This is a genomic window from Streptomyces litchfieldiae, from assembly GCF_031845365.1.
Classification (GTDB): Bacteria; Actinomycetota; Actinomycetes; order Streptomycetales; family Streptomycetaceae; genus Streptomyces; species Streptomyces litchfieldiae.
On sequence record NZ_JAVREL010000029.1, the window covers coordinates 23,332 to 36,125 of the forward strand.

10 protein-coding genes and 1 pseudogene are annotated in these 12,794 nt (G+C 71.5%); 2 read left to right on the top strand and 9 right to left on the bottom strand.

The features are described 5' to 3' along the window. Window positions 1-97: 97 nt before the first annotated feature. The 9 genes and pseudogenes from RM590_RS32350 to RM590_RS32390 all read right to left on the bottom strand — a co-directional run bounded on the left by RM590_RS32350 (window position 98) and on the right by RM590_RS32390 (window position 11,748). Window positions 98-1,138, bottom strand: coding sequence for a BMP family lipoprotein (locus tag RM590_RS32350; RefSeq protein ID WP_311708358.1), 1,041 nt, complete (start codon window positions 1,136-1,138; stop codon window positions 98-100). 135 nt (window positions 1,139-1,273) lie between these two features. After that, a complete protein-coding gene (locus tag RM590_RS32355) occupies window positions 1,274-2,488 on the bottom strand; it encodes an amidohydrolase (RefSeq protein WP_311708359.1) in 1,215 nt (404 codons plus the stop codon). Window positions 2,489-2,610: 122 nt separating this feature from the next. After that, window positions 2,611-3,639 (bottom strand): hypothetical protein, encoded by a 1,029-nt coding sequence (locus RM590_RS32360; protein WP_311708360.1) that lies wholly within the window; start codon window positions 3,637-3,639, stop codon window positions 2,611-2,613. Window positions 3,640-3,670: 31 nt separating this feature from the next. Next, window positions 3,671-4,603 carry an N-acetylneuraminate synthase family protein gene (locus tag RM590_RS32365; protein WP_311708361.1) on the bottom strand — a complete coding sequence of 311 codons (933 nt, stop codon included), beginning with the start codon at window positions 4,601-4,603 and terminating at the stop codon, window positions 3,671-3,673. After that, entirely contained in the window at window positions 4,600-5,805 is a 1,206-nt protein-coding gene (locus RM590_RS32370; protein WP_311708362.1) for an N-acylneuraminate cytidylyltransferase, read from the bottom strand. Before RM590_RS32370 ends, RM590_RS32365 begins: the two co-directional genes overlap by 4 nt. 79 nt (window positions 5,806-5,884) lie before the next feature. Then, complete coding sequence (locus RM590_RS32375) at window positions 5,885-7,246, bottom strand: DUF6716 putative glycosyltransferase (RefSeq protein ID WP_311708363.1); 1,362 nt, start codon at window positions 7,244-7,246, stop codon at window positions 5,885-5,887. A gap of 195 nt (window positions 7,247-7,441) precedes the next feature. Beyond that, the gene (locus tag RM590_RS32380) at window positions 7,442-9,025 is read right to left on the bottom strand and encodes an acyl-CoA mutase large subunit family protein (protein ID WP_311708364.1); all 1,584 of its coding nucleotides are present in this window, start codon (window positions 9,023-9,025) and stop codon (window positions 7,442-7,444) included. Between the two features lie 296 nt (window positions 9,026-9,321). Continuing rightward, window positions 9,322-9,879, bottom strand: a pseudogene (locus tag RM590_RS32385) (RNA polymerase sigma factor); the annotation flags it as partial. A 258-nt stretch (window positions 9,880-10,137) separates the two neighbouring features. Beyond that, window positions 10,138-11,748 (bottom strand): beta-N-acetylhexosaminidase, encoded by a 1,611-nt coding sequence (locus RM590_RS32390; RefSeq protein ID WP_311708365.1) that lies wholly within the window; start codon window positions 11,746-11,748, stop codon window positions 10,138-10,140. A 177-nt stretch (window positions 11,749-11,925) separates the two neighbouring features. Here RM590_RS32390 and sdhC point away from each other — a divergent pair, with 177 nt between their 5' ends. Continuing rightward, entirely contained in the window at window positions 11,926-12,306 is a 381-nt protein-coding gene (gene sdhC, locus RM590_RS32395; RefSeq protein WP_311708366.1) for a succinate dehydrogenase, cytochrome b556 subunit, read from the top strand. 6 nt (window positions 12,307-12,312) lie between these two features. After that, on the top strand, window positions 12,313-12,789 hold the full coding sequence (locus RM590_RS32400) for a succinate dehydrogenase hydrophobic membrane anchor subunit (protein WP_311708367.1): 477 nt from the start codon (window positions 12,313-12,315) through the stop codon (window positions 12,787-12,789). The last annotated feature ends 5 nt before the right edge of the window (window positions 12,790-12,794 follow it).

A 12,794-nucleotide genomic window follows, 5' to 3' on the forward strand; every position in this document is an offset into this window, starting at 1 on the left:
CCCGGCTCCCGCCGGACGCCTCCAGCCCGAAAGGGTTTGCCCGCACGTGCCACGCGCGGTGCCGGGGGGTCGCCCCGGCACCGCGCGGGCGGCTCGGTCAGGGGGTGTCGTTGACCGTGACTTCGCCCTCGACGATCCGGCGGGTCGCCTCTTCGATCTCGGGGGCCAGAGGGTCGATGAAGCCACCGGAGGTGGCCAGCGAGACGCCGCCCTCGGCGAGGGTGTACTCGTGGTGGCCGGTCAGCGGCTCGCCCTTGGTGACGCTCTCGATCAGGTCGAAGACGGCGACGTCCACGCCCTTCATCACGGAGGTCAGGATCGAGTCCTGGTACTCCTCCAGACCCGGCTGCTGGTACTGGTCGGAGTCCACGCCGATGGCCCAGGCGCCCTCGACGCCGGCGATCTGCTCGATGGAGCCCTGGCCGGAGGAGCCGGCCGCGGTGTAGATGACGTCAACGCCGCGGCTGAGCATGCCGTCGGCCTGCTCGGCGGCGCGGGCCGGGTCGCTGAAGCCGCGGTCGTCGTCCCGGTAGAGGTAGTTGACCTCGACCTCGACGTCCGGGTTGGTGTCGGCGACGCCCTGCTCGAAGCCGGCCTGGAACTTGCCGATGAGCGGGTTCTGCACGCCGCCGATGAAGCCGACGCTGCCGGACTGGGTGGTCAGCGCGGCGGCGACGCCCGCGAGGTAGGAGCCCTCGTGCTCGGCGAAGGTCATGCCATAGGTGTTGTCACCCTCGGGCACGGAGTCCACCACGCCGAACGTGGTGTCGGGGAACTCGGCCGCGACCTCGGTGATGGCGTTGCCGTAGAGGTAGCCGACGCCGATGACCGGGTTGTAGCCCTCCTGCGCGAGGGAGGTGAGGCGCTGGACGCGGTCGGCGTCCGTCTCGCCGTTGCGGGCGGTCTGGTACTCGATGGTGACGCCCAGCTCCTCCTCGGCGCGGTCGCCGCCGCGAGCCGCGGCCTCGTTGAACGAGTGGTCGTTCCGGCCGCCGACGTCGAAGGCGATGCCGACGCCCTTGTCGCCGGACCCCTCTTCGTTGTTCGATTCGGTGGAGCTCTCACCACAGGCGCTGGCGGTGAGCGCGAGGACCGCCGAGACGGCGGCTGCTGCTGCAAGCCTGGATACGCGGCGCAAGAGGACGTTTCCTTCCGTCGAAAGCGCCTCTTACGGCGCTGTTGCGCGAATCGTAACGCGCGTAGACCGGCCTCGTAGCCCTCCATTCATCCCGTTATCAGATCGGTGTTAACGAAACGAGAGCGCAACACCGACTCAGCTCAGCAGTGCGGCGGCGGTGAGCAGATCGACCCCCACGGTGATCGCGTGCTCGTCCACGTCGAAGTCGCCCTGGTGGATGTCGCGAGGCGTGACAGAGGCGTTACGGCCCGGGGTGCGCACGCCGAGCCGGGCCATGGCGCCGGGAACGCGCTCCAGGTACCAGGAGAAGTCCTCGCCGCCGAGGCTCTGTTCGGTCTCGGTGACCGCGTCGGCCCCGAACCGCGCGGTCATCGCCTCGGCGAGCAGCGCGGTGGAGGCGGCGTCGTTGACCACGGGCGGGACGCCGCGGATGTACTTGATCTCGCACTTGGCGCGGTAGAGCGCGGCGACCTCGTCCACGGCGGCGACCACCAGGTCGGGCGCGGCGCGCCAGGCGGCCAGGTCCAGGCAGCGCATGGTGCCGGACAGCTCGGCCGAGTTGGGGATGACGTTCGGCGCGTGGCCTGCGGTGAGGCGGCCCCAGGTGATCGCGATGCCGGAACGGGTGTCGGCGCGGCGGGCGATCAGGGCCGGCACCTCGGTGGCCACCTTGGCGGCGGCGGTGACCAGGTCGGTGGTCAGATGCGGGCGGGCGGTGTGGCCGCCGGGCCCGGAGAGGCTGACCTCGACGCGGTCGCAGGCGGAGGTGATGGGGCCGACGCGCACACCCAGGCGGCCGGCGTCCAGCTTGGGGTCGCAGTGCAGGGCGAGGATCCGCCCGACGCCCTCCAGGACGCCGGTCTCCACGACGTCCTGGGCGCCGCCGGGCAGCACCTCCTCGGCGGGCTGGAACAGCAGCCGCACCGGCCGGGGCAGCAGACCGCGCTCGGCGAGCCGGGCGAGCACCAGGCCCGCGCCGAGCACGACGGTGGTGTGCACGTCGTGGCCGCAGGCGTGCGCGCGGCCCGGGATCGTCGAGCGATAGGGAACGGACTTGGTGTCCGGGATGGGCAGCGCGTCGATGTCGGCGCGCAACGCCAGGAAGGGCGCCTGGGCGGGGCCGTCCGTGCCGGGGGGCCGCACGTCGCAGACGAGGCCGGTGCCGCTGTCGAGCACCCGGGGGGCGAGCCCCGCGCGCTCCAGCCGCTCCTTGAGGACCGCGGTCGTGCGCACTTCCTGGTTCCCCAGCTCGGGATGCATGTGCAGATCCCGGCGGAAGGCGATGAGCTCGGCCCGCAGCGCATCGTCGAGTGTCGTGGGGGTGGACTCCGGGGACAGCAGATCACTCACGTGACCGAGATTAGACCCCTGGACGGCCCAACAGGTCCTCGATCATGGAAAGTTCATACTCGAGAAGGAGAGCGCGGCGGCATGAAGAGGAGTGTGCCGGGGTATAGGTGCTTATTTTCACCTCAGTTGTGGCGCAGCTCACGCCGGGCCGTGTTGGTCACCTCGGAGAGGAAGCCGCTGGCGCGTTCGGTGACGCGGTCGGTGAACCACGCCTCCTCGACGTCGCAGACCACGACCCGCACATCGGTGTCCGACAGCACCCGGGGCAGGGTGTGCACCACGGTGGAGGGGAAGCTGAGGATCTTCGAGCCGATCGGGCCGCGCCGGGCGACCAGTTCCAGCGGGAAGTCCGGGCGGACGATCTCGACGCCCGCCTCCGCGGTGAGGCGGCGCAGCTTGTCGCCGCCCTCCTTGCGGTGCGCGAAGTACCGCGTGATGCCGTGCTGCCGGACCAGTTCGCCGACGGCGGCGATGTACCGGTCCTCGTGCAGCACGCCGGTCTCCACCAGCGAGGTGCCGACGAGGTCGGCGCCGCCGGTGAGCCGGGGCGGCTCGAAACGGGACCGGGTCCAGGAGAACGTGTTGGCCGTGACGGCGATGCCCTCCATGGCCTGGACGGGCATCGCGGTGAAGACCTCCACCGAGCGCCCGGCCGTCGGCGTGAGCCGGCGCACCGCGCGGCGCGCGACGGGGGTGAACAGCACCGACCGGGGCCCGCGGGCGTGGGGGCGGTGCCAGCGCACGAGCCGTTCCCCGCGGGAGAGCTGCGCGATGAACTCCATGGTCGCCGTGCCGTCGTCGACCACGACGATGTCGCAGCGCTTGGCCATCGACAGCAGCAACTGGAGGTAGTGCGAGAACGGGTCCCCGATCACGAGCCGGCGGGCTCGCCGCAGCGGGCCCGCGAGCGCGGCCAGGGCCCGCGACGGGGTGACGGCCCCGCCGCGGGCCTCGCGCCACAGGACGCGGCAGCCGGAGTCCCGGGCCAGTTGCGCCATGCGGCGCAACTGACCCCGGCTCGTCGGGTCGTGGGGCGGGAGTATGACCACGGTGAAGGCGCCCGGTCCGGTGGCGTGCGCCCACTCCAGCGTGTTGAGAAGCTGGACCGGGCTCTCGGCGAACGCGAGTGTCCCGTCCCGTGGGTCAGTCATGCGTGTCCCGTCCCCTTCCCTGATGCCGTGCTCAGACCGCGGCGGGGGCGGGGGTCGCCTCGTCCTGCTCGGCGACGACGCCCTTGACGCGGCGCAGCTTCTTCATCGGGCCCAGCTCGCTCTCGTAGACCTTCTTCACACCGTCACCGAGGGACTCCTCGATGATGCGGATGTCGCGGACCAGCCGCTGAAGGCCCTGCGGCTCGACGGAGGCGGCCTGGTCGGAGCCCCACATCGCGCGGTCCAGGGTGATGTGCCGCTCCACGAAGGTGGCGCCGAGGGCGACGGCGGCCAGGGTGGTCTGGAGACCGGTCTCGTGGCCCGAGTAGCCGATCGGCACGTTGGGGTACTCGGCCTGGAGGGTGTGGATCACCCGCAGGTTGAGCTCCTCGGCCTTGGCCGGGTAGGTGCTGGTGGCGTGGCAGAGCAGGATGTTCTCGCTGCCGAGCACCTCCACGGCGTGCCGGATCTGCTTCGGCGTGGACATGCCGGTGGACAGGATGACGGTCTTGCCGGTGGCACGCAGGGCGCGCAGCAGCTCGTCATCGGTGAGCGACGCGGAGGCGACCTTGTGGGCCGGCACGTCGAACTGCTCCAGGAACTCCACGGCCTCGGTGTCCCACGGGGAGGCGAACCAGTGGATGCCGCGCTTGGCGCAGTACTCGTCGATGGCGCGGTACTGCTCCTCGCCGAACTCCACGCGGTGCCGGTAGTCGATGTAGGTCATCCGGCCCCACGGGGTGTCCCGCTCGATGTCCCACTGGTCACGGGGCGTGCAGATCTCCGGCGTGCGCTTCTGGAACTTCACGGCGTCACAGCCGGCCTCGGCAGCGGCGTCGATGAGCGCGAAGGCGTTCTCCAGATCGCCGTTGTGGTTGATGCCGATCTCACCGGTGATGTAAACCGGGCGACCCGGGCCGGCCACGCGGTCGCCGAAGTTACGGAGGCGGTTGCCTGAGGTCATGATGCTGTCAGTTCCTTTCCGAGGATCCACGAGGCGATCTCGCGGATCGCGCCTGCGCCGCCTGGCGCGGAGGTGACCGCCCGGGCGGCGCCGCGCACCACGTCATGGGCGCTGGCGACGGCGACCGGCCACCCGACAAGGTCGAAGCACGGCAGGTCGTTGACGTCGTTGCCCGCGTAGAGCACGCGCTCCGGCGCGATTCCTTGTTCCTCGCACCACTGCTTGAGGGCGAGGTCCTTCCGGTCGATGCCGTGCAGCACGGGGATGCGCAGCTTGCGCGCCCGCGCGGCGACGACCGGGTTCTCCTCCGTGGACAGGATCAGCAGGGGCAGCCCCGCGCGTCGCAGCGCGGCGATGCCGAGCCCGTCCCCGCGGTGTACGGAGACGAGCTCCCGTCCTTCGGAGTCGACGAGCACCCTGTCGTCGGTCTGGGTGCCGTCGAAGTCGAGCACCACCGCGTCGATGTCGGCGCGGGTGGGCAGGTAGTCCGGGAAGGGCCCGGCCGGTATCCCCGTCTTGCCGCCGTCCAGCAGCGGGGCGAGGGCGCGGGCCCGGGCGAGGTCGTGCGGATCGTCGATCTCCAGGACCCGCGCCGGGTCGGTGCGCACCAGCTCGGTGCGGCCGAAGAAGCGGTGCCGCTCCTCGCGGAAGCCGTCGGCGCGCATGGCGTAGGCGGCGCCGGTCTCCAGCAGGTCCTGCGGCCGGTCCTGGCGGCGCGGGCGGTAGGCCTTGTCGTGGTTGACGCCGTGGCCGCCGGTGTGGGAGCTGTCGCGCCAGACGTAGCCGTGGAACGGGGCCACCGTGAGCGCGGTGTCGGCGCCGTCCAGCACGGCGGCGGCGACGCCGTCGAGCTCCTCGCGGGTGAGGAACGGGCTGGTGCACTGGACGAGGAGGACGGCGTCCACCGTGACGCCGTGCCGCTCCTCGTAGACGCCCATGGCGTGCAGCACCGCGGCCTCGCTGGTGGCGGTGTCGCTGGAGATCTCGGCCGGGCGCTCGACGACCTCGGCGCCCGCGGCGTGCGCGGCGGCGGCGATGCCGGGGTCGTCGGTGGAGACGACGACGGCGGTCAGCAGGCGCGCGGCGCGGCACTCGCGCACGGCGCGGGTGATCAGGGGCGCGTCACCGACCGGCGCGAGGTTCTTCCCGGGCACCCCCTTCGAGCCCCCGCGGGCGGGGATCACAGCCAGAACAGTGCTCATGGTCATGCCTTCGTTCTCGGGTCGGGTGCGTCAGTGGCTTGTCCGCTCGGCCGGAGCCGTTTCGCCGCTGTTATGGCTGTCACAACTGCCCCCAGCGGCGGATCAGCGGGGCCACGCGCTGAACGCCCGCGCGGTAGGCGCCGCGAGCGGTGCGGCGCAGCAGCCGGCGGGAGGCGGCGCGCATGCCGGCGTCCGAGCCGGCGGCCTGGTGTCCCGCCTTGGGCTCGCCCTTGATGTCCAGCCCGTGCCGGGCCAGCACGCCGGGCAGATACCCGGGGGCGGTGCGCGCGGTGTAGTACGGGGTGAGGGGGAGCAGCCCGGCCTGGCGCCGCTGGTCCAGCAGGCCGGCGAGCCGGCCGCGCGCGGTGGCGAAGGCGTGCTCGTGGGAGGTGGCGATGCCCTGGTCGGCGAGCCACTCGGGCTCCGGGCGCGGGAGGTGACCCGCGTCCAGCTCGTCCCAGGACGCGAAGCACCCCGAGCCGATGAAGTAATGGTTGCCCAGCGCCTCGCGGATGCCCAGGTCACTGAGGACCGCGGTGGGGATGGACCGGTGCAGCGACTCCAGGGCGGCGGTGGAGCTGACGGTGACCAGCAGGTCCGTGTCGTCCAGGATCTCGCCCATGTTCCCGTACGCCAGGCGGAAGTTGGGCGGCTGCTCCTCCTTGGCCCGCTCGGCCAGCCGCTGGTAGGGCAGCTCCTCGATGTGCGTGGTGTGCTCGCTCGGCTTGCTGCGCAGCTTGAGGATGACCTCGCGGTCGGGGTGGCGCCGCGCGTGCCCGATCGCGCGGTCCAGCAGATACGCCCGGTCCTTGCGGCTGTCCGGCACCGAGGGCTGGACCGCGAAGACCACCCGATAGGGGCGCTCGCCGCGCTCCGCCGGGCCCGGGTCGTACGTCTTTCCGTCGAGGAACGGCAGGGCGCACTCCGTGACGGCGGAGCTGTCGGCGCGCACGCCGTCGTACACCGCGCGGAAGCGGCGCGCGTCGTACCGGCTGTTGGCCAGGACGAGGTCGGCGCCGTGCCGCAGCAGCAGCCCGTCGGGCAGCTTCTCGTAGACGACGCCGACATAGCCGGTGACGACGACGGGGCGCCGCTCGGCGCTGCGCCACGCGCGGGCGAGGCCGTGCAGCATCGCCTGGATGGTGCCCCCGACGCAGGCCAGGACCAGCACGTCGAACGGCTCGGGGCCGCCCTCGCCGCCCTGGGCGCGCTCGCCCAGGTCCGTCAGGAAGTCCACCGCGCTGACCTCGCGCAGCTCGTCCGCGTCCGCCCCGATCTCCGCCAACTGCCGCTCGGTCGGCGTGGCGCGCCCCCACAGCAGATAGCCATGGACGGTCGACTCGGGAGCGATCCGGCGCGCGGTGAGCGCGCCCCACTTCCACCGGGTGTCGGAATCCGCCAGCACTGCCACACGGAGTGGGGTGGGGGATGAAACGGGCACGGATTGAACATTAGGCAGCGGTATCGAGTGCCGGGCCAACTCAGTCACAACAAACAGTTAACAGCATGACACGCTAAAACCAACTCAGCCGTCCCCTGCACATCGTCGGCTGGCCATTCACCGACGTTCACGCAAATATCCCCCGGGCGTCGGACCCCGTTCACCTTCGGGGAGAGGCTGGTGCCGGGACCGCTCTCAGAACGTCTCGGAGGGTTCGTACGCCCCCCAGACGTCACGCAGAGTGTTGCACACTTCACCCAGTGTGGCACGCGCGCGCAGCGCCTCCCGCATCGGGTACAGGACGTTGTCCGCGTCACTCCGGGCCGCCGCGGCGAGCGCCGCGAGGGCCGCGGCCACCGCGTCACCGTCCCGCTCCGCCCGCAGCCGGGCGAGCCGCCGCGCCTGCCGCTCCTCGATCGCCGGGTCCACCCGCAGCGGCTCGTAGGGCTCCTCCTCGTCCAGCGCGAAACGGTTGACCCCGACGACCACACGTTCGCCCGCGTCCGTCTCCCGCGCCACCCGGTACGCGCTGCGCTCGATCTCCGCCTTCTGGAACCCCTGCTCGATCGCGGCCACGGCGCCGCCGCGGTCCTCGATCTGCCGCATCAGGCCGAGTATCGCGGTCTCCAGGTCGTCGGTCATCGCTTCGACGACGTAGGAACCGGCGAACGGGTCGACGGTGGCGGTCACATCCGTCTCGTACGCCAGCACCTGCTGGGTGCGCAGCGCCAGCCGGGCCGACTTGTCGGTGGGCAGCGCGATCGCCTCGTCGTAGGCGTTGGTGTGCAGCGACTGGGTGCCGCCGAGCACCGCGCCCAGCGCCTGCACGGCGACGCGCACGAGGTTCACCTCGGGCTGCTGCGCGGTGAGCTGCACGCCCGCCGTCTGGGTGTGGAAGCGCAGCATCAGCGACTTGGGGTTCTTCGCGCCGAACTCCTCGCGCATCACCCGGGCCCAGATCCGGCGGGCCGCGCGGAACTTGGCCACCTCCTCCAGGATCGTGGTCCGGGCGACGAAGAAGAACGACAGCCGGGGCGCGAAGTCGTCCACGTCCATCCCGGCGGCCACCGCGGTGCGCACGTACTCGATGCCGTCGGCCAGGGTGAACGCGATCTCCTGCGCGGGCGTCGCGCCCGCCTCGGCCATGTGATAGCCGGAGATCGAGATCGTGTTCCACCTCGGGATCTCCGCCCGGCAGTACCGGAAGATGTCCGCGACGAGCCGCAGCGACGGCCCTGGCGGAAAGATGTACGTGCCCCGCGCGATGTACTCCTTGAGCACGTCGTTCTGAATGGTGCCGGTCAGCTTGCTCGCGTCAACTCCCTGTTCCTCGGCGACGAGTTGGTACAGGAGCAGCAGCAGCGCGGCGGGCGCGTTGATCGTCATCGACGTGGACACCCGGTCCAGCGGGATGCCGTCGAACAGCACCCGCATGTCGTCGATCGAGTCGATGGCCACCCCGACCTTGCCCACCTCGCCGTGGGCGATCGGCGCGTCGGAGTCGTGGCCCATCTGGGTCGGCAGGTCGAAGGCCACGGACAGGCCCATGGTGCCGTGGGCGATGAGCTCCTTGTAGCGGGCGTTGGACTCCGCCGCGGTGCCGAAGCCGGCGTACTGGCGCATCGTCCAGGGCCGCCCGGTGTACATGGAGGCGTAGACGCCCCGCGTGTAGGGATACTCACCCGGCTGGCCGAGCCGTTCGCGGGGATCCCAGTCCTTCAGTGCCTCGGGGCCGTAGACGGGTTCGATCGGTGTTCCGGACTCGGACGCGCGCGTCATCGTCGTGCCTCCCGCGTTGCCTGCATCCACTCGCCACGGACTGTAGCGAGGGCAATCCGGCCGGTGGGAGAGGGTGCGCTGGGAGAAGCGTCACACCGCCCGGCGCGCGGGGCGGAGCGCGGGGCGAATGCGCGGGCGGGGCTAGGGGGAAAGCCGCCCCGCCCGCGCCTGGGGCTCCCTGAGGTACGGGGGGGACCTCGGGATTGCCCCATCGGCCGGTGACCAGTCGGCCTGTTCCTTACTGCGCCGTAGCCTCGATTTCCGTTACACGCCGGGGAAGCGCGCCGGGCGCGTCAGTCGTCGCCCGGCGCCACGAGCTGGGCCAGCCGGCGCAGCCCGCGGTGGTTGGCGGTGCGCACGGCGCCGGGCCGGCAGCCCAGGAGCAGCGCGGCGCGCTTGGAGTCCAGACCGAAGAGCGTGCGTAAGACCACGGCCTCCGCCTGCTCCTGCGGCAGCTCCGCGACCAGCGCGAACGCCCGTGAGGTGGCCAGCGCCGCGATGGCCTCCTCGGCGGTGTCCGCGGAGGAGGGCAGGTCAGCCAGGGCCGTCTCGTCGGCACACATCTCCTGCGGGCGCCGGCCGCGCGCCCGCAGGTGGTCCAGCGCCCGGTTGCGCGCGATCCGCGCGGTCCAGCCACGGAAACGGTCCGCGTCTCCGCTGAATCTCGACAGATCCCGCGATATGTGCAGCCACGCCTCGGCCGTGACGTCCTCCACGTCCGGCTCGGCGACGATGGTGCGTACATAGCCGAGCAGCCGCGGATGAACCGCCTTGAAGACCGTGCCGAACGCGGTCTCGTCCCCTTCCTGAGCCGCGTGAACCGCCGCGGTCAGGTCGATGTCTGCCCCCTGCACTCCCGCCCCCTTTGCGGCCCTGCCACCGCAGTATCTCCAGAGCTGGTAACTGTGAGTCTCTAGTGTCTGAACGCTACGCGTCCCGGACGGCTGAGTCCATGGCGCATCCGGACGTATCCGCTCGGTAACAGAAAGCCGGGATCGAACGCTGTAGTGGATACGGACGCGAGCTCCGTCAAGCTCGTGTCCGGCGGCAGCCGGGGTCTCTCCTGTGGGGGGTGGCGGCCCCGGCTGTTTCGCCGCCCGGCGGCCGTGTGGTCACGCGGCCACCCGATCGGCCAGCCGGGTGAACTCCGCCCAGCTCAGCTCCGGTTCCCGGGGGTCCCACAGCTTCTGCGCCACGGCCGCCAGGGGCAGCTTGATGCCCTGCGCGACCTGCTCGGTGGTCTGGGCGTTGGCGAGGTCGCACCACACCGCCAGCCGCCCGCCCGGCACGGAGTCGGCTCCGGCGTGTTCGTCGGGCACCGGTGTGCTGCCGCGCAGCACGTCGGGCGTCCACTCCTCGTAGATCCGCTCGCCGGTCGGGTAGGTGAACTGGTTGGGCTCGCCCAGGACGTAGTAGAGGTACTCGGAGTTGAGGTTGATCAACTGCCAGCCGCCCTCCAGGTACTCCACCGGCTCGCGCGCCCCCAGCTCGCGCCCGGTCCAGTAGGCGACCTGCCGCTCGGAATCCGGGGTGACGACTCCCCCGGCGTGCATGCCGTCGTTCCACACCTGGGGCATCTTGCCCAGCTCCCGGGCGGTGTCCGCCCGGTCGTTCAGCCAGGCCGTCGCCAGGTCCCGCACACCGGCGTCCTCGCCGTGCCGCTCGCGCGCCGCCTCGGCGAGGTCCGGGTAGTCGGCCTCCGGATTGTCGGAGAACAGCGCGGCGTACTCGTCGCCGCCCAGGTGCCAGTAGCGGCTCGGGAAGAGGTCGCCGTACTCCCGCAGCAGGTCGTCGACGAGCTCGGCGGCGGCCGGGTCGGAGATGTCCACGGCGCCCCGGGCCGGCTCGCCCCGCGCGTCCCGGAGCTGGAGTTCGGGGTGGGCCTTGAGCACCGCGCCCAGGTGGCCGGGCGAGTCGATCTCGGGGATCACGGTGATGTGCAGCGACTCGGCGAGCTCCACGATGCCGCGCATCTCCTCCTTGGTGAGGTGCGTCTCGGAGACGATCTCCGGGTGGGTCTCGCTCTCCAGCCGGAACCCCTGGTCGTCGCTGAAGTGGAGCTGGAGCTGGTTGAGCTTGAGCTCGGCCATCTCGTGCAGCCGGGCCTCGATCCACTCGGCCGGGAAGTGTTTGCGCGCGATGTCCAGCAGCAGGCCGCGCTGCGGCCGGTCGGGGCGGTCGGTGACCGTGCCCTGCGGGGTGCCGCCGCGGTCGGCGACCGCCTGGCCGAGGGTGCGGGTGCCGTAGAAGACACCGGCGTCGGTGCGGGCGGTGATGGTGACCCGCTGGTCGTCGGTCCGGAGGGTGTAGCCCTCGTCGCCGGTGTCCGCGTCCTCCGACAGCCGCAGTTCGACGTCGCCCGCCCGGGCGCCGTCCGGGGCCCGGCCGGCGCCCAGCTCCTCGGCGAGCCGGTCGGCCTCGTCGTCCAGCGGGCCCTCGGGGTCCGCGACGACCCGCGTGGAGTCGGCCGGCGCCCAGCCGGGGCCGGGCGCGTCCTCGAACGAACGGACCGAGGGGATGGTCGTGACCTCGCCGGACGGGCCGGTGGGCAGGGGGCTCGGGGTGGTCAGGGGTGTGGGGGTGGCTGTCCGCTGTCCGGCCGCACCGGGACGCTCCGTGACGGGCCCGTCCTCGGTCCGCTGGACCACGGCGACCACCGCCCCGATGGTGATCACCAGTACAGCGGCGGCCAGCGCGAATATTCGCCATGGCGCATGTCGCATACCTTCGACAGTAAGCATTGGCCACGACCTGGCAAATGGATGACGTCCCGCCCGGTTTGCCCGCCCCGTGGGCCCCCGGGATGAGGATCCGGAACCCCGCGGATACCATGACCGCGGCCGGTGGACCGTATCCGGCCGGGCCTCGCGCCCACTGATCAGCTTGTGAAGGGTTCTTCCGTGCCGGCAGGAACGCTGTACCGCGGCCGGGAAGGCATGTGGTCATGGGTGGCGCACCGCGTCACCGGTGTCCTCGTTTTCTTCTTCCTGTTCGTCCATGTGCTGGACACCGCCCTCGTCCGTGTCTCGCCCGAGGCGTACGACGACACCATCGCGGTGTACAAGACGCCCCTCGTCGCCGTGATGGAGTACGGGCTCGTCGCCGCCGTGCTGTTCCACGCGCTGAACGGGCTGCGAGTCGTCGCCGTCGACTTCTGGGCCAACGGAGCCCGTTATCAGCGGCAGATGCTGTGGACCGTGGTCGGGGTGTGGGCCGTGCTGATGGCGGGTGCCGCGTATCCCGTGCTCGGGCACGCGTTCCGTGAGCTGTTCGGGAGCTGATGAACGATGACCTCCGCCACCGACACCACCGACACCACCGGAACCGGCCGCACCGGCTACGGACCCGACCACCCCGCGCCGCTCATCGAGCCGCCCCGCGCGCGCACCCGCCGCACCCCGCGCACCACCCGCACCAACTTCGAGCTGTACGGCTGGCTGTTCATGCGGGTCTCCGGGATTCTGCTGGTCGTCCTGGTGATCACCCACCTGATGATCCAGCTCGTGCTGGACGGCGGCGTCAGCAAGGTGAGCTTCGCGTTCGTCGCGGGCCGTTGGGCCTCGCCGTTCTGGCAGGCCTGGGACCTGATCATGCTCTGGCTGGCGATGCTGCACGGCGCCAACGGCCTGCGCACCATCATCAACGACTACGCGGAGCGCGACACCACGCGCTTCTGGCTGAAGATGCTCCTGTACACGGCCACGGTCTTCACCGTGCTGCTGGGCACCCTGGTGATCTTCACCTTCGACCCGAACATCAGCTAGGCACC